Genomic DNA, 25,861 nt, shown 5'->3' on the forward strand with positions numbered 1-25,861 from the left:
AAAAAGCACGTGAGCGCTCCAAATAAAGTGACGAGCGCAACAAAAAAGCATGTGAGCGCTTTAATAAAATGACGAGCGCAACAAAAAAGCACGTGAGCGCTCCAAATAAAGTGACGAGCGCAACAAAAAAGCATTCGAGCGCTCTAATTAAAGTGACGAGCGCAACAAAAAAGCATTCGAGCGCTCTAATTAAAGTGACGAGCGCAACAAAAAAGCATTCGAGCGCTCCAAATAAAGTGACGAGCGCAACAAAAAAGCATTCGAGCGCTCTAATTAAAGTAATGAGCGCAACAAAAAAGCATGTGAGCGCTCTAATAAAATGACGAGCGCAACAAAAAAGCACGTGAGCGCTCCAAATAAAGTGATGAGCGCAACAAATAAACTAACGAGCCCCGATAAATAATTCACCGACACCATTAAGGAAGTTTTACACGGTTGAAAAAGGACTTTCATTGACTTTAAACCGTTTCAATAATAAACTAGAAGTATACTTATGAATACTGTCATTGAGGTGATATTGTGGTAGGAACAACGCTTTTGGCAGGCGGAGTTATTTTGGCTATTTTACTTGTACTGGGTTTCATTATGAACAAAAGTACCTCAAAAACAAGCTATGCAGCCTTTTATCCATCTTTTCTCATGGTAGCTGTTGGTCTGGTTTTGCTCCTTTTGGCAACAATGACCAAGGTTGATATCATGGGCGCAGGTTACGGTGGATGGGGAATCGCATCCTTGTTTGCAGCGGCCATTACGATGATCGTCTTGTCGATTATTCAAACAAAACCAGATACCAATTAAAAAAGAGCGGATATCCCGCTCTTTTTTCGTTTCTTAGGAAATTATATAACCTCCGAGCTGTTGATCAACATCGCGAAGGGCCACGTCCAACTCCTACGCGTATCCTCGCAAATCAGAAGCAATAACATTCCGAGGTGAAAACTGCCTTCTTGACTGAAAACCAAAATGCTGGCGTTATTTTAAATATGTCCATCCTTCACGTTGTTCAATCTGTCCCTCTTTCATGAGCTTGCCCAGCGCGCGTTTGAAAGCTGCCTTACTGATGTTGAAAGTACTGCGGATTTCATCTGGATCGCTCTTATCACTCAATGGGATTTTCCCGTCATATGCCTCAAGATGGGCGAGAATCTGCTCAGCGTCTTCTCCCATGCTATGCTGTTTGAGAGGTCGAAGCGACACATTTATTGTCCCATCGGCTTTGACTTCAATAACGCGGCCTGTCACGTGTTCACCCACGCGGGGTTCTTCTTTGCGTTCCGTATGGTGGATGAAACCGCGGTAGTGATCATCGGTAATGATGGCAGCACCTTCACGGCTTGTGTGGTAGACATAACCGGAAACATTGTCATTGAGTAGTTCTTCTGGAGCAACATCGATCAGATGCTGGATGACGCTCTCAGTCGCTGGAAGAGCAAGAAGGCGATTTCTCCGATCCAGCCCGAGCGTAACGTACAGGCGATCGCCAGGCTGTGGCCATGCGCGCTCAAACAATGGCAAATCATCTTTCGAAATAAGCATGTCTTTCGTTGTTCCGATATCAACAAAAGCACCCAGATTGGGAATGACCTCTACAACCTCACTCCAGCCATAGGTGTCACGCGTAACAGCCGGCACTTTTGTTGTGGCTGTCAGCTGTTCTTTTTTATCCGTATATAAAAATACGTCCACAGTCTCTCCTTCAGCAAGCTCTTGTTCAGTTTCATTCACGTGCAGCAAAGCTTCTGTTTCTTCATCACCTACGACATATCCCGTGTCAATTTTGCGTTTTACAGTCATCGATCGAATCGATCCAGCTCGCGTTTCATTCATGTTATGACCTCTTTCTGTATTAAAATTAAGTATTGGAAAAGGGGCAACCTATTTATGAGGTTACCCCTTTGTTCGGTAAAGTAACATATAAGTTTTTTAAATCCCAGTTAAACATGGGAGAGAAAATCTTTGTCTGTAAACGGGCAGGATTACCGAAGCCCTGTGTTTACATGATTGTTATGGCGTCCTTTAGACCAGGACGGTTCCGTTTCTTCAGCCGCGGCACTCATTCCACTGTAAGCCTTCTAACTTAAACAACGCAAGCCCTAACCTGCTCTTGCGTCCTTGCGACCCTGTAGCCGCGCCAGTGCGAATAAGCTTCGTCAAAAACTTTGCAGAATGCCAGCATACTCACATGTTACTTTTCTGCTGCAACGCTCTGTATCATCTCATGCGAATGTAAGTTTGTCAAGTTTGTTGTGTTTTCCTAGATTGTTGCCGCCCTTTAAGAAACATATACACCATGGCACTGAGAATCACCACATAGCCAATCAAACTGTAGACATCCGGTACCTGTTCAAAAAACACGATACTGATAATAGTGGAATACAGTACGGTCGAATAGAAAAAGATCGAAATGTCTTTGGCCGGCGCGAATTTATACGCGAGTGTAATGCCGAATTGTCCCATCGTTGCAAAGACCCCGGCCAGAAGCAGGAAGGTCAATTGCTTCCATGACATCGGTTCAAAAAAGGCGATGAGAAATGGTAACAGCACCACTGTGGAGAAAAATGAGAAATAGAATACGATCGTATAATATTTTTCCCGATTTCCCAACACACGTAAAAATGTGTAGGCAGCCGCTGCAAATACAGCTGACAAAAAGCCCAATAAATACGGAACGACATCTAATGAGAATGCAGGCTTAATGATAAACAACATGCCCGCAAATGCGATAATGACCGTAATAATCTGGTAAGGCATTGCTTTCTCTTTAAGAAAAATGGCAGAGAAGATGATGAGCAAAAACGGACTCATTTTATTCAGCATATCGGCATCTGAGAGTACTAGATGATCGATGGCATAGAAAAAACAAACAATTCCAAGCGTGCCGAACAAAGCTCTTAGCAGAAGCACTTTTTGATTTTCTTTTTTTCCAAACAAGCTTTCCCGATTATAAATGACAAATCCAAGCGCAATAATTGCTGATACAAAATTCCGGAAAAACGTTTTTTGAATGGACGGCAAATCTCCCGCCAGTTTAACAAACGCCGCCATGATGGAAAAACCAAATGCGGACAGGAGCAGAAGAAGAATCCCCTTCATCGTATCGTTCATATGCAAATCACTCCCAGAAGCAAGATCAAATCAATGATTTATTATGACACGACAATAAGAGGAATTCCATAAAAGTGTATTGTGACAAGGTAAATGACTCCCTAATAATGCGCGCCATGCAGCAACTACACAAGGATTTCAGCAGCGCCCATGGAAAGCGCAGTGTTTTCCATGGGCGAATGCCAGAAGCAGTTACAAAAATATCAGCTGGCCTTCTAAAACTACCCAAGAGTCAATGGTCTTGCTGCATGAATTTCCATTCCGTCAGCTTCATGGATAGCAGAAACAATAAGGCGGCACAAACGGGAAGAGTGATATAGGGCATGAACGGAATGCGGTTTTCCACAAGTTGCGTCAGTCCGTTGTCCAGCTCACTGATCATCACCCAGCCGTCTTTCATGGCCAGCGGGGCCAATAAAGCAATACTCGTAAAAACGAGTGCTATATATATAATGGACGTGACCATTGCGGATACTGTGAACGAGCGAAAAAAATGATTGATTGGAACGACCAAAGCTGTCCCAATTACAATGCCGCTCAGTATGATGATCAAATCCATCCACGTATAAATGAAATACGTATTTCCTCCGACAAGCTGGACAATCACCCCTGCAGCTGCCCATTGATACAACATGGCGAACACATGAATACCAATCAAATACACATACCGGCTTCTGATGATCTGCTTAGGTGAGAGAGGCAATCCGTGCAAAAAACGGTCAATGTTTGCCTTGTCATCGTAATAAAACACGTTAATCGCCAATGCCGGAAATACGATGCCTAAAAGTGTATAAACAGGAGGAATGCCAACAAGGTAAACGAATGGAAGACCCAGCAAAATTAAGAATACATGTGACTGCCAGTTCAGGAACAGGTCACGCTTGATGAGTGAACGCATTAGATTTTCCTCCTTTAAGGGGTTTTTTTATCAAAAAATACATAATGTCTTCTAGGGATGCTTTTTCAATGATGACTTCCTCCCTGTAAGGTTCAAAAGTATCAGGCTGGCCTTCATATAAAGCGGTAAAGCCGACGTCTGTAATTTCAAGACCGGCAAACAGCTCCTTGGTATCTGCATCCACCATGTCAGCGGGTCCTTTTACAATATGAAAAAATTCATCTATGTCATTCATGCTTCTATTCAGCAAAACCTGTCCTTCATGCATGAAAATGATATAGTCAGCAATACGATCCAGGTCAGAGGTGATATGACTAGCCAGCACAATCGTCTTGCCGGTTTCAAGCATCAGCTCCTGAAAAAGATCCAGCAATTCTCTGCGAAACACAGGATCCAGGCCAGAAGTTGGCTCATCCATGATAATCAGATCAGGTTCATGCGCAAGGGCAAATAACAAGCCACACTTCATCTTCATCCCTTGGGAAAATGTTTTGAGTTTCTTTTTATAAGGCAGTTCAAACAGCATCAAATAATGCTGAAACAGATTGTCATTCCACGTTTCATAAAGCGGCGCTATAAAAGCTTTCATTTTTTTAATGGTAAAATCCTGATACATATACAGCTGATCGTGCACGAAACCAATTTTTTGTTTAAGACTGTGGTCATTATGCGGTTGACCGAATATCTGAATCTGTCCATGGTCCGGTTTTATGATATCCATCAGCATGTGCAGGGTGGTCGTTTTGCCGCTGCCGTTTTGCCCGATGATGCCCGTGACAAATTCTGTGGGTATGGATAGGTTAAGACCATTCACAGAGAAATCAGGGCGTTTTTTTGTAACATTGACAAACTCAATGGCATTCACATTAATCAACTCCTTCATAAAAGATATCCAGACGCTCGATCACGTCTGATTTGGTCAGGCCTATCTGTTTGCCTTTTTCCAGCACGTCTTCCAACTGATTTTCAAATTCCCTTAGCTGCCATTCACGGAGTACATGGGGTTCTTGACCAGCAACAAAAGTGCCTTTCCCAACGGCAGATACCAGATAGCCTTCGTTTTCCAAATCTTCATAGGCGCGTTTTGTCGTGATGACACTGACTTTGAGATCTTTTGCCAGAGCCCGGATAGATGGCAGAGCATCTCCCTCCATTAATTCTCCGGAAAAGATCTGGTTCCGAAGTTGTGTTTTAATCTGGCTGAACAAAGGCTCTTTGCTCGTGTTGGAGATGAGAATATTCATGGCGGCCCTCCTTTTTGTCATCATTGTATATATACACTATATACAATATATACACGCTGTGTGAAAAAGTCAAGGCTTTGTGAGTGGCCGTGTTAGGTGTGTTTTTGGTATCATATGCATGATACTTTATGTCATAAAGGAGTTTACAACATGAGACAGGAAATGCATTTGCGCGTCATGGAAAAAGACGATCTCGAATTTCTTCATAAACTGAATAACGATCCGGCAGTGATGGATTATTGGTTTGAAGAACCGTATATGTCACTGGAAAAATTAAAAGATTCCTATGAGAAGAACCTTGATTCGGAAAGACACAGACAGTTTATTCTGACCCAAAACGGCGAAAAACTCGGATTTGTCGGGTTGTTTGGTATGAATCAGCGTGATCGTAATGCGGAGTTCGCCATTATGATTGACCCGATTCATCAAGGGAATGGTTATGCGAAAACGGCCACCCAGCTTGCTTTGGAATATGCTTTTGATCGCCTAAACCTTCATAAAGTCTACTTAATTGTAGATAAGGAAAATGAAAAAGCCGTGCATATATATGAAAAAGCAGGCTTTACTGTGGAAGGCACGATGAAGGAACATTTTTATGTGAACGGCAGGTATCATGATGCCGTGTCCATGTGTGTTCTGAAGCAGGACTTTCAATAATTGAACGAGAAATTGTTAGAACAGCCCGGTGAAATTTAGGTAACCGGGCTGTTTAAGGTATTGGAGTTGTTTGTATGGGATTGTTTTTTTCAGTGATTTTACCCATTGTGGCTGTGTTTGGAGCAGGATATGTGCTGCAGCGGGTTAGAATGCTCGATGTCAAGTCGATTGCGCCATTATCGATTTATATCTTTTTGCCGGCGCTTGTATTCACTTCTTTATATGAAGCCGATTTCAATGCGGGCTACTATATCATTATTGTATTTGCGTTCGCCCTGATGTTTGCCATGATCTTGATTAACAAAGTGTTGGCATGGGCATTTAAATGGAAACATTCTGTGGAGAGTGCTTCTATTTTGACGACCGCTTTTATGAACGGGGGGAATTATGGTGTCCCGGTGATTCTGTTCAGTGTCGGGGAGAAAGCCTTGCCATATGCGATTTTTTATATGGTATTGCAAACGTTAATCATGAACTTTTTCGGTGTGTATTATGCTTCCAGAGGGACAGGCGGTACATGGATGGCCCTTCGCAAAGTGATGAAAATGCCGGCAACATACGCGACGATTGCTGCGTTTGTCATGCAGCAGGTGCCAGTCGTAATTCCGGAATCTGTATACGGAATGCTGACACTGCTGGGAGACGCTGCGATTCCGTTAATGATGGTGCTTTTGGGGATGCAGCTTGCTTCCATTCAATCACTGAAGTTGAACTGGGAAGTGATCCTCTCGGCGACGAGTGTACGCATGATCATTTCACCGCTCCTCGCAGTGCTATTTGTGTGGCTTCTGGATGTTGATCCGATCATCAGTTCTGTTTTGTTAATCGTATCGGCAATGCCAAGTGCGGCAACCACGACCATGTATGCGATTGAATTCGATTCAGAGCCGGATCTTGTGTCAAGCGTTACTCTGGTCACGACCCTCTTCAGTATTGTGTCTGTGACGGTCTTGCTGCAATTTATCTCGTGAACGCATTGACATCATATATGATTTTATATAAGATTGAGACATTATGAAAAAAGAAAACAAACAACAAAAAGCCTATCGGATGATTAAAGCACGCATCATTGAGCGGATTTACGCCCCTGGCCAGCGGATCGTGATTGACCAGCATGCCAAAGAATTTGAAACGAGCCAGATTCCGGTTCGTGAGGCGTTAAGACAGCTGGAGGCAGAAGAACTGATTGTTTATAAACCAAATATCGGCCCGGTTGTCGCAGAAGTGAATGAGTCTGATTACTCGGATGCCTTACGAACGCTTTCTGTTTTGGAAGGCTATGCCACTGCGCTCGCTGCCGGTCAGTTATCTCAGGAAACAATTGGTTATTTAAAAGAAAAGCATATCCACATGAAAGAGGCGCTTGAGGATTTTGACATTTTGCGGTACGCCACTTTAAACAGTGATTTTCATCAACTGATCACGGACGCATGCGGCAATCCATACCTGATACGTCTGATCAGGGATACCTGGCAGCGTTTGGATTCCATCCGCGGACCAGGTTCGATGATGTATTCCGGGCGTGTGAAAGAATCCGTCGCGGAACATCAGCAGCTGATCAACATGCTTGAGACCAACGCTTCTCCTAATGAAATTGAACAACTCGCCCGTCATCATAAATTGCGGACGGCTGAGAACTTTGAAAAGCGCCGGATGAAAGACGATCAAATAACTACTGATGAGCTGTCACCCCTTGAATAAGGGCGTGACAGTTTTTGTTTGTCGAGAATGATGTCGAACGATTTTTCAAAAAACGCGTTGACATCATATCTCAAATCATATATGATTTATGTGAGATTTTTATTTATCAGAAAATTTGCAGCGGAATGGTAGTTGAACTCTGCTGGAAAGGAGCCTTATATGACTAGGATGACAGAAGCTAAAGCGCGTCTCAAGGGTTCTATTGCCCCTGTCATTACCCCATTTCATGAAGACGAAAGCATTGATTTTGATACGTTCCGTGAGTTGATTCATTGGCAGATCGATGAAGGGAGTCATGGGATCTCTGTCACAGGCACGTCAGGGGAGCCGAGTTCTATGACGGTTGAAGAACGTGAACAAGTGATGGAAACTGCCTGTAAAACTGTTAACGGCCGTGTTCCTTTTGTTCCCGGTACAGGATCCGTGAACCATAACGAAGCACTCCGACTGACAAAAGCAGCACAAGAAATGGGAGCGGACGGGGCCCTGGTGATCGTGCCCTATTATAACAAGCCGAATCAACATGCTTTATACAAACATTTTAAAACAATTGCTGATGCAGTTGATATTCCGCTCATATTATACAATATCCCGGGGCGAACAGCGACAAATTTGGAAGCGGATACAATTGCTGCGCTTGCTGCTGATTGCCCGAATATCATCGGTGTTAAAGAATCAAACAAAGACTTTGAACATGTTAATAAAGTGCTGCTTAAAGCAGGACGCGACTTTAATTTGTATTCCGGGATTGAGGTGCTCTGCTATCCGATGCTGGCCATTGGCGGCGCCGGCCATATCAGTGCCACGTCGAATGTCGCACCAGCGAAAGTGGCCGACATATTCAATGAGTGGGAAGCGGGTAACGTAAAGTCAGCCCAAGCGCTTCACTATCAAATGATGCCGCTGAACGACGTTTTATTCCGTGATACAAACCCCGCTCCGGCAAAAGCTGCTCTCGGCATGATGGGCAAAATCAAGCCGGTTTTGCGCAAGCCGCTTGATGTGCCGTCAGACTCCATACAACAGGAAATTCATGACGTACTTGAATCATACGGGTATATCCGGCCAAGTTACGCAGATCCAGTATGATAAACGTTAAAATTTTTCATAAAAAGCAGGTGAAGAATTGGCACATGTCGAAATGAAAGATATTCAACTTTATATTAATGGAGCCTTTGTCCCAGCACAGAACCAAGCCATGTTTGATAATTTAAATCCTTACACAGAACAGCGAATAAACCAAGTGGCTTCCGGGGGCAAGAAAGATATTCAGGCGGCATGCGCGGCTGCAGAAGCTGCATTCAAAGATGGGCCCTGGGGTCACATGAAGCTGAAAGACCGGATGTCCTATATTGAAAAGATTGCCGATTTGATTGATGACGCTGTTGATGAGATCGCTGTTATGGAGTCACATGATACTGGCTTGCCCATTTCTCAAACACGTAAAATGGTCGCCAGGGCTGCGGAAAATTTTCGTTTCTATTCGCGCATGGTACAAACCCATTTACACGGTGACGCCTATCAAGTCGATGATACGTTTATTAACTATACCGTGTACCAGCCACTTGGGCCGGTTGGGCTCATCACGCCATGGAATGCCCCATTTATGCTGACGACTTGGAAGGTCGCACCGGCTCTCGCCTCAGGTAACACAGTTGTTTTAAAGCCTGCAGAACTGTCACCGCTGTCAGCCAACAAACTCGCTGAGATTATTGATGCAGCAGGCGTTCCAAACGGTGTGTTCAATGTGGTGCATGGGTACGGAGAGACAGCTGGGGCAGCACTCGTTCAAAACACCAAAGTGAAAGCGATTTCATTTACTGGCGAAACGGTCACCGGTAAAACCATCATTCGGAATTCCGCTGATTCACTTAAGAAAACCTCAATGGAACTTGGCGGAAAGTCGCCGATTATTGTGTTTGACGATGCCGATTTTGACAGAGCCCTTGATGCGGCGGTCTGGGGGATCTTTTCCTTTAATGGGGAACGCTGTACAGCAAATTCCAGATTATTTATCCATTCCGCGATCAAGGAGCCGTTCATCAAGGCACTCAAACATCGTGTGGACCAGGTAAAGATGGGGGACCCGATGGACGACTCGACTGAACTTGGACCATTGATTGACCACGGTCATTTCTCCAAAGTATCGGGTTATATCGATAAGGCTGAAATAGAAGGCTGTGAGGTATACCAGGGGGCGTTACCATCTGGGATTTCCAAAGGCCACTTTGTACCGCCGACCCTGTTATTAAACGCTCGAAATGATATGCAGGCCTCACAGGAAGAAATTTTTGGCCCAGTGATGTCAGTGATTGAATTTTCCAGTGAAGAAGAAGCAATTCAGCTTGCAAACGAGATCGAATATGGGTTGGCAGGATACGTCTGGACGAATGACATTAAGCGCGGTCATCGTGTGGCACAGGCGGTTGATGCCGGGATGCTGTGGGTGAATGCCCAAAACGTGCGTGATTTGAGAATTCCGTTTGGCGGCATGAAATCCAGCGGCATCGGACGAGAAGGCGGGCATCATGCACTTCTTGAATTTTACACAGAACCAAAAGCAATTCACGTGTCGATTGCGGACCATCCCATCCCGCAATTTGGCAAAGCGTATTGAATGAACGAGAGAACGCATATCATTTAAGGAGGGACAATCTATGGGAGCCAAGACAGGTGAAGCATATATCCAACGGTTGAAGGAAGCGAAAAACAATGTGTATATCCACGGAGAAAAGGTTGACGACGTTACGACGCATCCCGCATTTGCAAATGTGGTTCAGTCCATGGCCAAACTCTATGATCTCCAGCATGAAAAGCCGGAAAAAATGCTATATACGTCTCCTACAAGCGGTAAACCAGTAGGCATGACATTTATGCAGCCGAAAACAATCGATGACTTGATTAAACGGCGGGAGGCCATGGTGGAATGGGCGAAAACGAGTGGTGGCATGATGGGCCGCTCGCCTGATTATTTGAATGCCGACGTGATGGCAATGGGTATGAATAACAGTATTTTTGCCGAAGCCAATCCCTATTTCGCCGAGAACGCCCGCAACTATTATGAATACGCCCGGGAAAATGATATCAGCTTAACGCATACCCTCATACACCCCCAAGTCAACCGGGCTAAAATGCAACACGAGCAAAAAGATGCCAATGTCGCCCTGCATCTCGTTGAAGAGCGGGACGACGGGATCATTGTAGACGGCATCAGATTGCTCGCAACCCAAGGCGCCATCACCGATGAATTGCTCGTATTCCCATCAACTGTGAAAAAATCAGGGGAACTTGATGACCCTTATTCCTTGGCCTTTGCAATACCGAACAACACCCCAGGATTAAAATTTATCAGCCGTGAATCGTTTAGTTATGATAAAAATCCATGGGATCACCCGCTTGGTGCGCGCTTTGAAGAAGGGGATACCATTGTGTCTTTTGACCATGTCTTTGTGCCATGGGAGCGCGTCTTTGTCTGCGGTAACTCTTCAGTGTGCAACCGGACGTTCACAGAAACGAATGCTGTTGTCCACATGGCCCATCAAGTCGTGGCGAAAAACATTGTCAAAACAGAATTTGTGCTTGGGGTCGCCTTAAGTATGATGGATGCGATTGGCATTGATCAGTTCCAGCACGTAAAAGACAAAGGATCAGAAATCATGCTGGCACTCGAAACAATGCGCTCCCACCTATATCGAGCGGAGCATAATGCAAAACTTGACGCATCCGGGACCATGACCCCGGACTTTAATGCACTGAATGCCGCCCGCAACTGGTATCCGCGCGTGTATCCGCGGCTTGCAGAAATTATCCGGATTCTAGGAGCATCGGGCTTGATGGGGATTCCGACAGAAGCGGATTTTCAGCATGAGGAGATCGGTCCTATTATTCACCGCGGTCTGCAAGGCAAAAACCTCGAAGGCTATGAACGGGTGCAATTATTCCGCCTTGCCTGGGACATGACCCTCAGCGCATTCGGCTCACGCCAGACCCATTACGAATACTACTTCTTCGGTGACCCAATCAAAATGGGCATGGCCTACTTCGACGGATATGACAAAGAACCTTATAAAAACTACATCAAAGACTTCCTGCAACAAACTAAAACCACAACGAGAGTACACTAACATTTTGTTTTTATATGAAAAGCCGCTTGTCTTCAGGATCGAAGGGTCATAATGGAGAGCGAATGTGCATATCAGCAATTGAATGTGCAAATATCGAAACGAATGTGCATATCTGCGATTGAACGTGCAAATATCGAAATGAGTGTGCAAATCCGCGATTGAATGTGCAAATATCGAAATGAGTGTGCATATCTGCGATTGAATGTGCAAATATCGAAACGAGTGTGCAAATCCGTGACTGAATGTGCAAATATCGAAATGAATGTGCAAATCCGGGATTGAATGTGCAAATATCGAAACGAATGTGCAAATCCGCAAATGAACGTGCAAATACAGAAACAAGTGTGCATATCTGAGGATAAAAACGCATAATCGAAAACTTGCTTCTCTGCTCTCAAACTACGAAGTTGTAATTTGAAAGGTAATCTGCTTGTTTTTCTGGGGGGATGGATATAGATGGACGTTAATATTATTCGATGTGCCCGAACGGTTTTGCATGTGAGGGATCTGGAAGCATCTCGCCGGTTTTACGTAGAGGCGCTTGGGTTTATTGAAACTGAATCAGATGGGTCGCACCTTTACCTTCGCGGACTTGAGGAACATTGCCATCATAGCATTGTTTTAAAAAAGAAAGCAGAACCGGCTGTGGAAGCACTGGGATATAAAGTCTCATGCGCCGAGGATCTGGATCGCTTGGCCGCTATGTTTTCCGAAAAAGGCCATGCTGTTTCATGGCTGGAAAAAGGAAGTCAGAAAGCCATGGGACGTGCGCTACGTGTGATGGATATAGTCGGATTGCCACTGGAGTTCTTTGCGGAGATAGAGCCTGCTGAGCGTATGTTGCAGCGGTATGATCTGTATAAAGGCGCACGTGTACAGCGGATCGATCATTTTAATTGCATGGTGTCGGACGTTGGAGCTGCACAGGAATTCTATCAAAATGAACTTGGTTTCAGGTGTTCTGAATACACGAATACACCTGAAGGCGATGTGTGGGCGACTTGGTTGCACCGGAAACAGACGGTCCATGATGTGGCTTTTATGAATGGGCCTGGTCCACGTCTCCATCATATTGGATTTTGGCTGCCTGATCCACTTGCGATTATTCATGCATGTGATGTGCTCGCCTCAATGGGATATGGAGACCAGATTGAACGCGGACCCGGCCGACATGGACTGTCCAACGCCTTTTTCCTATATTTAAGAGATCCTGACGGGCACCGGATTGAGCTGTATAACGGTGACTATTTAACAAGCGATCCGGATTTCAAGCCTATCCGCTGGGATATCAACGATCCCATGCGGCAAACCTTTTGGGGCCACGCCGCACCCGACAGCTGGTTTGAAGAAGCCATGCCGGTTTTGGATATACAGACAGATAAACCAGTCCCCTTGAACCCGGGGAAATTAAAGCAACATAAACCAACCTTTGTCATCTAGCAGTCTTATAAAATAGATTAAAAAGCTCTTTAATATAGTCTCTCTTAAAAAGTTATAATCCCTAACGAATATTAGAAATAAAAAGCGGACCAAAGAAAACTTGGAATAACTGCTTCTGGCAACCGCTCGGGGGAAACACTCCGCGTCCAGTGGGCGCTGATGAGCCTCCTCGCGCTGCGCGCTGTGGGGTCTCATCTAGGAGTCTGTCCGACGGAATGTTATTTAAGGGGTCAGATTTAACTTTTTGAGCATATTTCTCCAAAAAAACGCTATTTTGAAGTGAATAGTGTTTAAATCCAGCCTTATCCGTGCCCTTTATGATAACTTTTTCAGATTTTGGACAGACTTATCCCTTGTTTGCTTTAACACATTTTTTGGATGCTTAAGAAAATGAAGCTTCCTAAGGTTATGAGCCAACGCAAGCAGCACAAATTCACCCGAAACTTTTTCTTTTCCGCGGAGGTGAAATTGCCGAAAGCCTTGACACGCTTTCAGTTGCCCAAACACCGGCTCTACAATTGCTTTACGTTTCTTGTAAATGTCTTTCCCTTCGTCACTTTGAACTTTCGTTCTCATAGCTTCACGTATTGGATCAGCTTCTGTACGTTGTATAGTTCTTTTGCCTGTTTTAGATTTTACACACTCACTTTGAAAGGGGCAGTCTAAGCATGCTTGACCTTCATAAATCCATGTTGTAGGTCTGGTCTCATGATGGCGGTATTTAACTTTTTTAAGCACCATGTTTTGACCAATAGGGCAGATATATGTATCTTGCTCTTGGTCATAAGTGAAATTCGACTTGTCATAAGGATTACCATTTTGTTTGCCTTCTTTGGTTGCTGCAATATAGGCATCTACTCCATAGGTTTCGGCTTGTTGAATGTTGGCTGCACTAAAATAACCGGCATCTGCTGTAACAATCTCTGGCATGGCACCCATATTCTCCCGAATGGAGGATAAGACATTTTCAAACTGTTGTTGATCACTGGAATTATTACTCATGGCCATTCCAACGATAAATCCACGGTCTGAATCAACTGCAACTTGTGGATTGTAGCCTTGTATCACGCCTTGTGTCCGGGTGTTCATAATTCGTGAATCATCGTCCGTAAAATTAGCCTGGTCCTTGTCAGCTGTTGCTAAAGCTGATTCAGGTTTGCGTTCTTCTAGTTTTTGTAATGCTTCCTTGATCGTTTCCAGGCGCTTTTGATAATCTTGTATACCTCGACTTGTGGGTTCCGTTTGTTCATCTTCGATGGCATCTTGCAGCTGGGCTTCGTTCAAGTGATCGGCAATAAGCTGTTCCATACGCTTAATTTCTTTTTTCATATAGCCGCGTGTCATCGCTTTGTGCTTTGAAGCATTAGCCTTGAACTTTGAACCGTCAATGCTTACATGTGCCATGGATACATGACCTAATTCTTTAGCGATTAGAATAACCTGACTAAATAAAGGGGCCAAATTATTTATGTTGTTTTTTCGAAAATCACTAATAGTGCGGTGATCAGGCTTCTGGCCACCGGCCAGCCAGCGAAAGGGAATGCTTTCTTGAATTGCCGTATGCAATTTACGGGATGAAAACACACCCGTTTGATAGCCATAAAAGAGAATCTTAATCAACATCTTCGGATGGTAAGCTTCTTGACCACGATTTTTATAGTGAATTGTCATATGAGAAATATTTAGTTCATCAACAATGTCGTTAACAGTGCGAGCAAGGTGATCAGAAGGAATCAAATCCCCAAAATACGTCGGGATTAGCTCTCCTTGTTCCACTGAATAAGGCTTAAATGGTGCCATGGTGGAATGCCCCTTTCTTTTTCCGTTCAATCTTCACTTTGTAATATTAATTATACATGAAAGTCCGGCATTCCACCCATTTATCTGGTAATACTTTCATTCCGTCGGACAGACTCCTAGGCTTTTGCTCCCACAGGAGTCTCCGTGTTTCCCCCGAGCTGGGTGAGGTGTATGTTCCCTCCGTTTTTAATAGAGACATTCACTGTTCTTAGCAGGGTATAAACGTTACAAAAATAGGTGGCACACATATAGCGGAGAGAATACATGAAGACTCCTGCGGGAACAGCACGAGTCCGAAGACCCCACAGCGGTGGTCTTTCCGCGAGGAGGCTGAGGCCGTGCCCGCGGAAAGCGAAATGTATTTTCGGAGCGACGTCTTCCTTTGTACAAGGTTAGTTACTTCGCAGTTTACGGAAAATTTGATTCGAAAATAGCCATTGAAAAAACATGACGGAAAGGAGGGATTGTTTGCTGGATGATCGACTGTTCCGGACGGCGATGGGAAAGTTTACGACAGGGGTGACGATCATTACTGCGCAGGTGGGGGAAGATGTACGGGGAATGACAGCGAACGCCTTTATGTCTGTTTCACTGGAACCAAAGCTGATCCTCGTATCTGTTGACAGAAAAGCAACGATGAACAGCTATATAGAAGGTTCGGGTGAATTCGCAGTGAGTATTCTTAATGACCAGCAACAGGACATGTCAGCTTATTTTGCCGGTCAGATCAATGATGAGCGCTCCATTAACTTTGAATGGTTCCAAGGGGTGCCAACGGTCCAGGGGGCCATTGTCAGATTGATTTGCAATGTCTACACCATGACAGAAGCAGGCGATCACATTTTATATGTAGGCCAGGTGAAAGATCTTCAAGTTGAAGACGGAGATCCGCTGGTGTTTTACGGAGGGGAATATCGACAAGTCATAGACCGGATCAAGGCGGAATAGAAAGGAGCATGTCCGTGAAACAGCTTGAACATTTATACGAGACAGGAAGCAGCGAAGCACTCTTTAACAGCATGCAGACACACGAGCAGGTCATATTTTGCAATGACCCGGCGACAGGCTTACAGGCTATTATTGCCATTCATAATACGACCCTTGGGCCTGCACTTGGCGGAACACGCATGTATCCCTACGCCAGTGTGGAAGATGCATTGAAGGATGTACTGCGGCTGTCAGAAGGCATGACAGATAAATGCGCGGCCGCAGACATTGATTTTGGTGGGGCTAAGGGTGTAATCATCGGCGACCCCAAACATCACAAAACGGCTGCTATGTTTCGGTCATATGGTCAATTTGTGGAATCCTTAAACGGCCGTTTTTATACAGGGACAGATATGGGAACCACAATGGACGATTTTGTTCATGCAGCAAAAGAGACCAATTTTATTAACGGCCTTCCTGAAGCTTATGGGGCGGGGGCGATTCCTCCATACCGACAGCAAGAGGGGTGGTCTATGGTCTTGAGGCGACTAATCGTTTCTTGTTCGGACAGGAGGATTTCAAAAATCGCTCATATGCGATCCAAGGGCTCGGCAAGGTTGGGTTTAAAGTGGCTGAACATCTGCTTGAACGCGGGGCAAAAGTGTATGTGACAGATATCCGTGAAGAATCTGTTCAACTGCTGCAAAAACAAACTCAAAATCTCCCCGGAACAGTGCATGCTGTCAATCAAAACGAGATATTTGATGTGGAGGCTGATGTGTTTGTACCTTGTGCACTTGGCGGTGTTTTAAATGATGCCACGATACCGCGGCTGAAAGTGAAAGCTGTCGTCGGATCGGCGAACAATCAGCTTGAGACAAAACGGCATGCCCAGGTACTTGACCAAAAAGGTATCTTATATGCACCTGACTTTATTGTAAATGCTGGCGGCTTAATTCAAGTGGCTGATGAATTATACGGGCCTAACCCTGAGCGTGTCTTGAATAAAACAGCTGCGATTCATGACGCCCTTTTATCGATCTATGAAATGGCAAACCTCGAGGGGATTACGACAAATGAAGCAGCAGACTTAAGGGTTCAAGAGTGTATGAAAGAACAGGCGGTGCGTAACAGCTTTTTCAATAGAAAACGGAGTCCAAAGTGGAACATAAAGGAATGATGGGAGTGAGGTTTTAACATGCGACATGCGAAGGCTTTGCTCACTCACGGGCAGCACTATGAACACATGTTAACAGACGGTGACAATGCCGTTGAATGGAATGGAACGCAGTATGATTTAGATGCACTTAGCTGGGCGCCTCCAATCAAAGGCACAGTTTATGGCACTTTGTTTAATTTTAAGGGCGAAGTGACAGAAATCGATTTTAACAAGGCACCTTATCAAAAACCACCCGAACATGTGGTGATGTATATAAAACCTGCCAATACCATCAACCAGCATATGGGCGCCATACCTTTGCCTGAGGGTATAGATGAAGTTCAAGCAAGAGCAGCACTAGGCATAGTCATTGGAAAAACAATGAGCCAGGTGCCGGAGCATGATGTGTTTGATTATGTGGCAGGTTACACGGTAGTCAATGATGTCACCGTACCCCACGACAGTTACTTCAGACCTGATATTAAAAATAAGACACGGGATGGTTTTTGTCCAGTAGGTCCCTGGATCATGGAACGGTCAGAAATAGAAAACCCGGATGATTTGGAGATTCACGTGTATGTGAATGAAGAACGTGTTCAGACGAACCATACTGGGAATCATATCAGGCCAGTCTCCAAGCTGCTTGCAGACATCACAGCATTTATGACCTTGAGTCCTGGTGATGTGGTGCTGACTGGAACACCTGAAAATCCCCGCTTATAAAAGCAGACGATCATGTATTGATTGAGATTCCGGGCGTCGGTAAATTGGTGAATACAGTTGTCTCAAAAACGGTTGCCGGTGTTGGAGGTGGTAAGCGATGAAGCGCGCACGTGTTGCCTGTTTTGGCGCAGTTCATGATGCGGTTGAATTTGAAGGGAAGTTAAAGCTTGCAGATGGAAGAGTGGTTGAACCAGAAGATGTGGTATGGCTTTCGCCTGTTGAAGCGGGCACCATTTTTGTTCTTGGCTTGAATTATGCCGATCATGCCAGTGAAATCAGCTTCAATGCCCCAGATGAACCGCTCGTCTTTTTAAAAGGGCCGAATGCACTTATTGGTCACAATGCCTTCACCCGACGACCAGATGATGCGATCCATATGCATTATGAATGTGAACTTGCTGTAGTGCTCGGTCGCACTGCGCGTGATGTTTCTCAAGCTGATGCCTATGACTATATTGCAGGTTATACAGTTGCCAACGACTATACAATACGAGACTATCTGGAAAACTACTACAGACCGAATTTGCGCGTGAAAAACCGTGATACACTGACACCAATCGGGCCGTGGTTTGTTGATGCGTCAGGTATACCTGATCCGATGAATCTAGCGGTAAAAACGTATGTGAACGGCGAATTAACCCAGGATGGATGCACGAAAGATATGGTATTTGATATTCCCTACTTGATTGCGTATCTATCAAGCTTCATGACGTTGAGAGAAGGCGACATCATTTTAACCGGAACTCCTAAAGGAACGGTTCACGTTTATGAGGGGGATGAAGTCGTTACGGAAATAGAAGGCATCGGTGCTTTAAAGAATACAATAGTTGGAGACGTGGCTTTTGCGAGAACATAAATGAGACAGAGGGGGATTGCGTGGCCCATATTATCGTTGAGTATACGGATAACTTAAAAGAACAAGGAGATATTCAGGGATTGCTGAAAAAAATAAACACTGTATTGATTGCTCAAGACGGGGTCTTCCCCACTGGAGGCATCAGGTCTCGTGCAATTGAACTGAAAGATTATTATATTGCTGACGGAGAGGGACCTGATGATGCTTTTGTCCATGTAACATTCAAAATGGGCGGGGGACGGTCGGAAACAGTGAAAAAAGCAGCAAGTGACGCCCTGTTTGAAATGATTGAACAGCACTTCGCTCATATATTCGAGCAACGCCCGCTCGCTTTATCCATGGAACGGTATGAATTTGGTGGAGCTGGAACCTATAAAAAAAACCGCATACATGATCGATACGGCTGATGATACCTATGAATATGGAATAACTTCCAAAAACGCACACAAACTAAATGGTGTGCGTTTTAAATTTTATGTTTATAAAATGCTCTTAACGTCTATTGAGACCTATTGAGGTTTTTAACAAACAGGGAGGTGCAGACATGCTAGAAAGTTTATCACAATATGATCCAGTACTGCTGACGATCCTGGCTTCTTTATTTACTTATGGAATGACAGCGCTTGGTGCCGCTGTTGTTTTTGCGAAAAAGGATATGGGTCAAAAACTGCTGGATGGGATGCTTGGTTTCGCTGGAGGTGTTATGATCGCAGCAAGTTTCTGGTCCCTCTTGGCTCCAGGGATCGAAATGGCTGAAGATGGACCTGTCCCATCGTGGATACCAGCAGCAATCGGATTTCTTTTGGGTGGTTTCTTTTTGTGGGGCGTGGATAAGCTGCTCCCACATCTTCATCCTGGTTTATCCATAGATGAGGCTGAAGGCATTCAGCCAAATAAAAAGAAAAGAAGTACATTGCTCGTATTTGCGATTACACTTCACAATATCCCGGAAGGTCTTGCGGTTGGTGTTGCTTTTGGTGCCGTGGCATCTGGCGTCGAATCAGCCTCCATTGCCAGTGCAATTGCTTTGGCGATCGGGATTGGACTGCAAAATCTTCCAGAAGGTGTGGCTGTGTCCCTGCCATTGAGACGTGAGGGCATGTCACGTGGAAAGAGTTTTATGCACGGGCAGTTTTCAGGGATGGTAGAACCCATTGCAGCTGTCATAGGGGTGCTGGCTGTAACCTTTATAGACCCGCTTCTGCCCTATGCTTTAAGCTTTGCAGCAGGTGCTATGATTTTTGTCGTTGCAGAAGAGGTCATTCCGGGATCACAAGAGAATGGCAATAAAGATTTGGCCTCGATCGCTCTCATGATAGGTTTTACTGTTATGATGATTTTGGATGTTTCTTTAGGCTAAAATATACGCTCCATTAAAAGCAGACACACGCATTGTGTGTCTGCTTTATTTGAATACATTAACCATGCCAATGATCATCAGCAGGACTGGCGGGATGTAGGTCAGATTCTTCAACAGCCTCTTCTGTGAAAGAATGATACCAATACTGATACCTAAATAAACGAACACACCGCTCATAAGACCGATCAGACCTGCAGTGAGCCATGGTGAATAACCGATCATAGCTGCTCCAAGTCCTGCCCCGAAAGCATCCAGTGCAAGTGCTGATCCCAGCAGCAACGCCTCCCGAGCTGAGATCGACCCTGACTGATCAAGGTCGGCTGCATGCGGATCATCTAAGATTGACTTTAATACATGCGTGTTTTTCCCTTTTGACGTCGAATCTTTTTTCGAACGTAAGATGTTATAGAGGGAGAAACACCCGAGAAACACAAGAATTAACCCGCCTAGAGCGGTTGTATACATTGGGTCAATATACGAGCGTAAGACGTCTCCAATTGTCATTGACAACAGAACCATGGCACCAGAACACAGCATTATGATGACAGTGCCGAATAAAGGGAGACGTATTTTTTGCATGCCATATGTGATGCCAACTCCAAAGCCATCGATGCTGACGGCAATAACCAAAAACAATAATCCAGTGAGTGCCATTGCAGATCAATCCCTTGATCGTATTCTTCATTATTGTATGGTGTACCATCCTTTGTGTGAGAAAAGATTACGACCCAGGGGCAGTTGTGTTAAAGTAAAGAGAGGAACTTTTGAAAGGACTGTCTTACAATGAAAACTGTCGTACTCGCTGAAAAGCCCTCCGTCGGTCGTGACTTGGCCCGTGTGTTAAAATGCACGAAAAAAGGCAACGGCTATATGGAAGGCTCTGCACATATTGTCACTTGGGCACTCGGTCATCTGGTGACCCTTGCTGACCCTGAAGTATATGATGACAAACTTAAAACATGGAATCTTAATGATCTGCCAATGCTGCCGGATCGCTTGAAACTGGTTGTCATTAAGAAAACCGGTAAACAGTTCAGCACCGTAAAGGCTCAGCTCAATCGCAAAGACGTGAAAGACGTGGTCATTGCAACAGACGCCGGTCGTGAAGGGGAACTTGTCGCGCGGTGGATTTTGGAAAAGGCCCGCGTCAACAAACCGGTTAAGCGCCTGTGGATTTCGTCCGTCACCGATCAGGCGATCCGTGATGGATTCAAACATCTGAAACCTGGAAAGGCCTATGAGAACCTGTATGCCGCTGCTGTTGCGCGTTCTGAAGCAGATTGGTATGTCGGTTTGAATGCAACCAGAGCCCTGACAACCAAATATAACGCACAGCTCTCAACTGGGCGGGTGCAAACCCCAACCCTTGCGATGATTGCCAGTCGTGAAGAAGCAATTAAAAATTTTAAGCCAAAGACTTTTTATGGATTAAAGCTTAAAACCAAGGACGGCTTGACGTTTACCTGGCAAGATCATCAAAACAATACCCGGATGTTTTCCAAGGAAAAAGCGGAGGACAAAAAAGCTGCAACTGCCAATCAGCCAGCACAAGTGGTAAAGGTTCATAAAAAGCATAAAAAGTCATTTGCGCCGCAGTTGTATGATTTGACTGATCTCCAACGAGATGCGAACCGGATTTTTAATTTTTCAGGGAAAGAGACGCTTTCCATTATGCAGCGGCTTTATGAGCAGCATAAGGTTCTCACCTATCCGCGAACAGATTCCCGGGTGATATCATCTGACATCGTCCCAACCCTGAAGACACGGGTAAAGGCTTGTGGAATCGACCAATACAGCAAACATGCCGCATCGATTTTAAAGAAAGATTTCAAACTCGGCAAAAACGTGGTTGATAACGCAAAAGTATCGGACCACCATGCAATTATTCCAACTGAAGAAACCCCTCGTACAGCCGATCTCTCAAGCAATGAGCGTAAGATTTATGATCTGGTTGTGAGCCGCTTTCTCGCCGTTCTATCAGATCCTGAAGAATTTGAGGAAACGACAATTACGGCTGATATTAAAGGCGAGACCTTTATGACAAAAGGGAAAGTCGTGAAAAAAGCTGGTTGGAAGTCGATCTACCGGAACACGAATTATAATGAAGATGACGAACAGATGAACCGGCTTCCGGTAATTCAGGAAGGGGATCAGCTGCGCGGTGCTGCAGTTGAAATGACTGAAGGCGAAACAAAACCGCCTGCCCGTTTTACAGAAGGCACTTTGCTTCAAGCCATGGAAAACCCGGTTAAGTATATGGCTTCAGATGAGCGGCACCTTGCGGGAACCCTTTCTGACGCAGGCGGACTCGGAACAGTTGCGACGCGCGCTGATATCATTGAGAAGTTGTTCAACACCATGTACATTGAAATGCGCGGCAAGTTTATCCATTTGACGTCTAAAGGAAAGCAGCTTTTGGAACTGGCACCGGAAGAATTGCGTTCCCCGGCACTTACAGCCGAATGGGAACAAAAACTGAGCGCCATCGCTGAAGGAAAGCTGAAAAAAGATCAATTTATTTCCGATATGAAAGGGTATGCCAAAGAAATTGTCCAGACGATTAAGGCAAGCGATGCCACCTTTAAGCATGATAACCTGACCGGCACCAAATGCCCGGAATGCGGGGAACTTATGCTTGAAGTCCGTAATAAAAAAGGCCGTATGCTCGTGTGCAAGGACAGATCATGCGGGCATAAGAAGAACATCGCCAAGCAAACCAATGCCCGTTGTCCAAACTGTCACAAGCGCATGGACCTGCGCGGGGAAGGGGAGGGCCAGATCTTCACCTGTGTTTGCGGTCACCGCGAGAAGCTTTCCACATTTAACGCACGAAAAGACCGTGAGAAAAAACATAAAGTCTCGAAAAAAGACGTTAATAAATACCTGAAGAAACAAGACGACGGATTTAAAAACAACGCCCTCGCTGAGCAACTTGCAAAACTAAAAAAATAAAACAACAAAAACGCATGGCCAAAAGCGCCATGCGTTTTTAATTCCACTCTCTCCAATTGATTCAACCTAATAAAACCAACAACATAAAAGACATCAGACATAAAATGCGAACTAGCGAAAACTTAGCCCATGCTGAAGGGTGAGAGGCTCGTGATTTGCGCTGCGGGAAGTCGCTTTAACTTTATCACAGCTCAAGTGCGACATCTGTTCAAGAATCCCACTTTCACAGTGTCCTCTAGCCAAGGGGCCTGCAGGACGCAGGTCGTTCGATGTTGGCGCAGGACGCGCCGGTTTTAATCGAACATCCCCTGACGCCTCCTTGCCCCGGCAAGGGGTATGTCGACGTTGTCCGCAAAGGACGGTCTTAGTCGACCCTCCCTAATGTAACGCTCCGGGGTCTTCGGACTCGTGCTGTTCCCGCAGGAGTCGACTTTCCTCCGCTCCAATCACTCTATGTTAATCAGTGGCTTGGACGGCTCTCCTCAAGAAATCGAGTATGAACGTGAAGACTTCTTGAGCAGGCTGCTAATAGGTATTATCCCTGGTTTAGTCGTACTCTCGGCTTACTTATAGGTATTTATTTCCGTTTATAGTTTTTTCCATATATGCCCATTCATACTTTCATCGGTTCTGCTCACGAAAGCGAGAAGAAAGATGAACACTTCTCAACTAGCTCGGGGAAACACGGAGACTCCTGGTGCGGCCGAGCATAGGTCGTAATATATAACGGGTGGAATCCCCGTCGAGAAAGAACTAGCCATTCGCTCGTAGCGAGTCTTGGACGGCAAATGGTAACATTTGCCCTTAAGCGTAGACAGCGAGGTGATGGGCCGTAAGCCAAGCGGTTGAAGGGATTGAGCTCCGAAATTCGTGCTTTCAGGAAGGTCGATATGCTCAGGAGCATAGAAGGCAACATTGCTATGATCGACAAGGCAAGATCATAACAGCTTCCTCGGGGTCGGTGACCTCGGCACGTCACACATTGATATATTACGGCAACTCGGGAGGTCCTTTAGATCTCTTCTGACGAAGAGTAATGACGAACAAGCGATAATAAAGTAAGGGCTGTCAGATGTCTAAAGGAAGTCGGATAGCGGCATAGTACCAAAGAAATCGGGTAACTCCGATGGAGGGAAGGCCGCTACCTGTCATCGACCTTGAAAGGGAAACATTATCTACACCCAGAGGTGGAATTAATGATGGAAACGAAACTAACAAGGATAGCAGAATTAGCTAAGAAAGATAAGAATATGGCGTTTACGTCATTGGCACATCTCTTAAACGTGAACAATCTTAAACAATGTCATTATGAATTGCCTAGTGAAAAAGCCAGAGGTACAAAAGGAATTTCTAAGGAAGGCTACGGCGATAACCTCAATGAAAATGTCGATGATCTGGTCAAACGGCTTAAGAACAATGCTTACCGCCCTGTACCAGTCAGACGCACTTACATTGATAAGCCGGGCTCGAGAAAGAAAAGACCTTTAGGTATCCCTGACCATGAGGATAAGATTGTTCAACGGGCTATAGGGAAGATTCTTAATGCCATATATGAGAATGATTTTCTTGAAAGCTCTTTTGGCTTCCGCCCTAACAGAAACTGTCATGATGCGTTGAAAATCCTGAATGTATATATTGAAAAGCGCCCCACCAACTTTGTGGTGGATGCTGATATTAAAGGATTCTTTGACAATGTCGATCATGACTGGATGATGAAGTTTCTGAACCATCGTATCAAAGACCCGAACCTCTTAAGAATCATCCGACGCTTCCTTAAGGGAGGTTACATGGAGGAAGGAAAGTATTTTGATACGGATAAAGGGACTCCGCAAGGAGGGATCATTTCCCCCATTTTAGCGAATGTGTATTTGCACTATGTACTAGACCTATGGTTTGAGAAACGGGTCAAGAAGCAATGCAAAGGACATGCATACATCGTGCGCTATGCCGATGACTTTGTATGTTGTTTTCAGTATGAGGACGAAGCAAAAGCTTTCTACTCAGCATTAATTAAAAGACTAGCCAAATTTGGCTTGGAAATAGCTGAAGACAAAACAAGTATCATTTCATTTGGTCGAAACGCTGGAAATGGAGGATCTGGAAAGCCATCTACATTTGATTTTCTTGGCTTCACGCACTATTGCAGTAAAAGCCGAACCGGTAACTTTCGTGTTAAACGCAAGACCAGCCGCAAGAAAATGAAAGCCAAGCTAGCGAATCAAAAGGAGTGGCTGAAAGCCAATCGAAACAGAGATATTCAAGAGATTATGGCAAGACTCGATCGGTCACTTAAAGGATATTACAACTATTATTGTATTACAGATAATACGTTGGCGGTGGAGGAATTCCTCTACCGGGTCAAGCAATTGTTATTTAAGTGGATGAATCGACGGAGTCAAAGGAAATCTTTTAGTTGGGATAAATTCAACTTATTCTTAAGAAAATACCCCTTGCCCAAGCCGAAAATGAAAGTGAACATTTATGAACTAAGAAACGAGATTAGCTATATTTTGTAAATGATAATAGGAAGAGCCGTGTGCGGTAATACTGCACGCACGGTTCTGTGAGGAGTGAGGAATACTCTCGAAAACTAGAGAGTATTCCCGCTTACTCGACCGGGATGCAAAGCCTCGGTGAGACCCCGCAGGTCGTCAGACCGAGGAGGCTCAGCAGCGCCCGCGGAAAGCGCAGTGTTTCCCCCGAGCGGCTGCGTGAGGCAGGTACAAGTTAGTTCGCAGTTTACGCATACTGTGTCGTGCTGATGTGGATTTGATAAAGATCCTCTCTGTTGCAGCCTGGTTGACATTTTATTTTAAATTGAATATAATTTACTTATTATTTTCGGAAAGGGTGACCAATGGGCAGATGAGCAACTAATCCTGTTTTAGATGTGAACCGAAATTTTTGCGCGAACA

Annotated in this window: 22 protein-coding genes and 1 pseudogene; 16 read left to right on the forward strand and 7 right to left on the reverse strand. The window is 44.9% G+C overall.

Translation table 11 applies throughout. The features are described from left to right. The first annotated feature begins 519 nt into the window (after positions 1 to 519). Complete coding sequence (locus tag JNUCC1_RS13185) at positions 520 to 798, forward strand: hypothetical protein (protein ID WP_156645913.1); 279 nt, start codon at positions 520 to 522, stop codon at positions 796 to 798. A 174-nt stretch (positions 799 to 972) separates the two neighbouring features. Here the strand turns inward: JNUCC1_RS13185 and JNUCC1_RS13190 are convergent, their stop codons facing one another. From JNUCC1_RS13190 to JNUCC1_RS13210, 5 genes are all read right to left on the reverse strand, one after another. After that, positions 973 to 1,827 (reverse strand): CvfB family protein, encoded by an 855-nt coding sequence (locus JNUCC1_RS13190; RefSeq protein WP_156645914.1) that lies wholly within the window; start codon positions 1,825 to 1,827, stop codon positions 973 to 975. A gap of 408 nt (positions 1,828 to 2,235) precedes the next feature. After that, complete coding sequence (locus tag JNUCC1_RS13195; protein WP_156645915.1) at positions 2,236 to 3,105, reverse strand: DMT family transporter; 870 nt, start codon at positions 3,103 to 3,105, stop codon at positions 2,236 to 2,238. Between the two features lie 232 nt (positions 3,106 to 3,337). Next, positions 3,338 to 4,003, reverse strand: a complete 666-nt coding sequence (locus JNUCC1_RS13200) for an ABC-2 transporter permease (RefSeq protein WP_156645916.1) — start codon at positions 4,001 to 4,003, stop codon at positions 3,338 to 3,340. Further along, on the reverse strand, positions 3,981 to 4,868 hold the full coding sequence (locus tag JNUCC1_RS13205; RefSeq protein ID WP_331713780.1) for an ABC transporter ATP-binding protein: 888 nt from the start codon (positions 4,866 to 4,868) through the stop codon (positions 3,981 to 3,983). Before JNUCC1_RS13205 ends, JNUCC1_RS13200 begins: the two co-directional genes overlap by 23 nt. A 1-nt stretch (position 4,869) precedes the next feature. Continuing rightward, positions 4,870 to 5,247 carry a GntR family transcriptional regulator gene (locus tag JNUCC1_RS13210; RefSeq protein ID WP_156645918.1) on the reverse strand — a complete coding sequence of 126 codons (378 nt, stop codon included), beginning with the start codon at positions 5,245 to 5,247 and terminating at the stop codon, positions 4,870 to 4,872. A 150-nt stretch (positions 5,248 to 5,397) separates the two neighbouring features. Here JNUCC1_RS13210 and JNUCC1_RS13215 point away from each other — a divergent pair, with 150 nt between their 5' ends. The 7 genes from JNUCC1_RS13215 (at position 5,398) to hpaD (ending at position 13,169) form a co-directional block, all read left to right on the forward strand. Beyond that, a complete protein-coding gene (locus JNUCC1_RS13215) occupies positions 5,398 to 5,904 on the forward strand; it encodes a GNAT family N-acetyltransferase (protein ID WP_156645919.1) in 507 nt (168 codons plus the stop codon). A gap of 74 nt (positions 5,905 to 5,978) precedes the next feature. Then, positions 5,979 to 6,875 (forward strand): AEC family transporter, encoded by an 897-nt coding sequence (locus tag JNUCC1_RS13220; RefSeq protein ID WP_156645920.1) that lies wholly within the window; start codon positions 5,979 to 5,981, stop codon positions 6,873 to 6,875. A 43-nt stretch (positions 6,876 to 6,918) separates the two neighbouring features. Next, a complete protein-coding gene (locus tag JNUCC1_RS13225; RefSeq protein ID WP_156645921.1) occupies positions 6,919 to 7,605 on the forward strand; it encodes a GntR family transcriptional regulator in 687 nt (228 codons plus the stop codon). A 159-nt stretch (positions 7,606 to 7,764) separates the two neighbouring features. After that, positions 7,765 to 8,694 carry a 2,4-dihydroxyhept-2-ene-1,7-dioic acid aldolase gene (hpaI, locus tag JNUCC1_RS13230; protein WP_156645922.1) on the forward strand — a complete coding sequence of 310 codons (930 nt, stop codon included), beginning with the start codon at positions 7,765 to 7,767 and terminating at the stop codon, positions 8,692 to 8,694. 52 nt (positions 8,695 to 8,746) lie between these two features. After that, positions 8,747 to 10,222, forward strand: coding sequence for a 5-carboxymethyl-2-hydroxymuconate semialdehyde dehydrogenase (gene hpaE, locus JNUCC1_RS13235; protein WP_156647120.1), 1,476 nt, complete (start codon positions 8,747 to 8,749; stop codon positions 10,220 to 10,222). Positions 10,223 to 10,262: 40 nt separating this feature from the next. Then, complete coding sequence (gene hpaB / locus JNUCC1_RS13240) at positions 10,263 to 11,729, forward strand: 4-hydroxyphenylacetate 3-monooxygenase, oxygenase component (protein ID WP_156645923.1); 1,467 nt, start codon at positions 10,263 to 10,265, stop codon at positions 11,727 to 11,729. 456 nt (positions 11,730 to 12,185) lie between these two features. Next, the gene (gene hpaD, locus JNUCC1_RS13245; protein WP_156645924.1) at positions 12,186 to 13,169 is read left to right on the forward strand and encodes a 3,4-dihydroxyphenylacetate 2,3-dioxygenase; all 984 of its coding nucleotides are present in this window, start codon (positions 12,186 to 12,188) and stop codon (positions 13,167 to 13,169) included. Between the two features lie 315 nt (positions 13,170 to 13,484). Here hpaD and JNUCC1_RS13250 read toward each other — a convergent pair whose 3' ends face one another. Then, on the reverse strand, positions 13,485 to 14,969 hold the full coding sequence (locus tag JNUCC1_RS13250) for an IS1182 family transposase (RefSeq protein WP_156643873.1): 1,485 nt from the start codon (positions 14,967 to 14,969) through the stop codon (positions 13,485 to 13,487). A 468-nt stretch (positions 14,970 to 15,437) separates the two neighbouring features. Here JNUCC1_RS13250 and JNUCC1_RS13255 point away from each other — a divergent pair, with 468 nt between their 5' ends. From JNUCC1_RS13255 to JNUCC1_RS13280, 6 genes and pseudogenes are all read left to right on the forward strand, one after another. Next, complete coding sequence (locus JNUCC1_RS13255) at positions 15,438 to 15,917, forward strand: flavin reductase family protein (protein ID WP_331713781.1); 480 nt, start codon at positions 15,438 to 15,440, stop codon at positions 15,915 to 15,917. Between the two features lie 8 nt (positions 15,918 to 15,925). Then, positions 15,926 to 17,076, forward strand: a pseudogene (locus JNUCC1_RS13260) (Leu/Phe/Val dehydrogenase). Between the two features lie 18 nt (positions 17,077 to 17,094). Next, positions 17,095 to 17,778, forward strand: a complete 684-nt coding sequence (locus JNUCC1_RS13265; protein ID WP_156645926.1) for a fumarylacetoacetate hydrolase family protein — start codon at positions 17,095 to 17,097, stop codon at positions 17,776 to 17,778. A gap of 97 nt (positions 17,779 to 17,875) precedes the next feature. Then, positions 17,876 to 18,634, forward strand: coding sequence for a fumarylacetoacetate hydrolase family protein (locus tag JNUCC1_RS13270; RefSeq protein WP_156645927.1), 759 nt, complete (start codon positions 17,876 to 17,878; stop codon positions 18,632 to 18,634). A 20-nt stretch (positions 18,635 to 18,654) separates the two neighbouring features. Further along, positions 18,655 to 19,041, forward strand: a complete 387-nt coding sequence (locus JNUCC1_RS13275; RefSeq protein WP_331713782.1) for a 5-carboxymethyl-2-hydroxymuconate Delta-isomerase — start codon at positions 18,655 to 18,657, stop codon at positions 19,039 to 19,041. A gap of 137 nt (positions 19,042 to 19,178) precedes the next feature. After that, a complete protein-coding gene (locus tag JNUCC1_RS13280) occupies positions 19,179 to 19,994 on the forward strand; it encodes a ZIP family metal transporter (RefSeq protein WP_156645928.1) in 816 nt (271 codons plus the stop codon). A 45-nt stretch (positions 19,995 to 20,039) separates the two neighbouring features. Here JNUCC1_RS13280 and ytaF read toward each other — a convergent pair whose 3' ends face one another. Then, on the reverse strand, positions 20,040 to 20,648 hold the full coding sequence (ytaF, locus tag JNUCC1_RS13285) for a sporulation membrane protein YtaF (protein WP_156645929.1): 609 nt from the start codon (positions 20,646 to 20,648) through the stop codon (positions 20,040 to 20,042). A 129-nt stretch (positions 20,649 to 20,777) separates the two neighbouring features. Between ytaF and JNUCC1_RS13290 the strand changes: the two genes are divergently transcribed. Both JNUCC1_RS13290 and ltrA read left to right on the forward strand, forming a co-directional pair. Next, positions 20,778 to 22,946, forward strand: coding sequence for a DNA topoisomerase III (locus tag JNUCC1_RS13290; RefSeq protein ID WP_156645930.1), 2,169 nt, complete (start codon positions 20,778 to 20,780; stop codon positions 22,944 to 22,946). Between the two features lie 1,196 nt (positions 22,947 to 24,142). After that, positions 24,143 to 25,462 carry a group II intron reverse transcriptase/maturase gene (ltrA, locus tag JNUCC1_RS13295; RefSeq protein ID WP_442915421.1) on the forward strand — a complete coding sequence of 440 codons (1,320 nt, stop codon included), beginning with the start codon at positions 24,143 to 24,145 and terminating at the stop codon, positions 25,460 to 25,462. Positions 25,463 to 25,861: the final 399 nt, after the last annotated feature.

It is taken from the genome of Lentibacillus sp. JNUCC-1 (genome assembly GCF_009741735.1).
Classification (GTDB): Bacteria; Bacillota; Bacilli; order Bacillales; family Amphibacillaceae; genus Lentibacillus_B.

Coding starts and splice junctions, on each gene's coding strand:
- JNUCC1_RS13220 (WP_156645920.1), top strand. CDS start 5,979: ATGGGATTGTTTTTTTCAGTGATTTTACCCATTGTGGCTGTGTTTGGA.
- JNUCC1_RS13290 (WP_156645930.1), top strand. CDS start 20,778: ATGAAAACTGTCGTACTCGCTGAAAAGCCCTCCGTCGGTCGTGACTTG.
- ytaF (WP_156645929.1), bottom strand. CDS start 20,648: ATGGCACTCACTGGATTATTGTTTTTGGTTATTGCCGTCAGCATCGAT.
- JNUCC1_RS13195 (WP_156645915.1), bottom strand. CDS start 3,105: ATGAACGATACGATGAAGGGGATTCTTCTTCTGCTCCTGTCCGCATTT.
- JNUCC1_RS13250 (WP_156643873.1), bottom strand. CDS start 14,969: ATGGCACCATTTAAGCCTTATTCAGTGGAACAAGGAGAGCTAATCCCG.
- hpaE (WP_156647120.1), top strand. CDS start 8,747: ATGAAAGATATTCAACTTTATATTAATGGAGCCTTTGTCCCAGCACAG.
- ltrA (WP_442915421.1), top strand. CDS start 24,143: ATGATGGAAACGAAACTAACAAGGATAGCAGAATTAGCTAAGAAAGAT.
- hpaB (WP_156645923.1), top strand. CDS start 10,263: ATGGGAGCCAAGACAGGTGAAGCATATATCCAACGGTTGAAGGAAGCG.
- JNUCC1_RS13190 (WP_156645914.1), bottom strand. CDS start 1,827: ATGAATGAAACGCGAGCTGGATCGATTCGATCGATGACTGTAAAACGC.
- hpaD (WP_156645924.1), top strand. CDS start 12,186: ATGGACGTTAATATTATTCGATGTGCCCGAACGGTTTTGCATGTGAGG.
- JNUCC1_RS13265 (WP_156645926.1), top strand. CDS start 17,095: ATGCGACATGCGAAGGCTTTGCTCACTCACGGGCAGCACTATGAACAC.
- JNUCC1_RS13280 (WP_156645928.1), top strand. CDS start 19,179: ATGCTAGAAAGTTTATCACAATATGATCCAGTACTGCTGACGATCCTG.
- JNUCC1_RS13200 (WP_156645916.1), bottom strand. CDS start 4,003: ATGCGTTCACTCATCAAGCGTGACCTGTTCCTGAACTGGCAGTCACAT.
- hpaI (WP_156645922.1), top strand. CDS start 7,765: ATGACTAGGATGACAGAAGCTAAAGCGCGTCTCAAGGGTTCTATTGCC.
- JNUCC1_RS13210 (WP_156645918.1), bottom strand. CDS start 5,247: ATGAATATTCTCATCTCCAACACGAGCAAAGAGCCTTTGTTCAGCCAG.
- JNUCC1_RS13215 (WP_156645919.1), top strand. CDS start 5,398: ATGAGACAGGAAATGCATTTGCGCGTCATGGAAAAAGACGATCTCGAA.
- JNUCC1_RS13270 (WP_156645927.1), top strand. CDS start 17,876: ATGAAGCGCGCACGTGTTGCCTGTTTTGGCGCAGTTCATGATGCGGTT.
- JNUCC1_RS13225 (WP_156645921.1), top strand. CDS start 6,919: ATGAAAAAAGAAAACAAACAACAAAAAGCCTATCGGATGATTAAAGCA.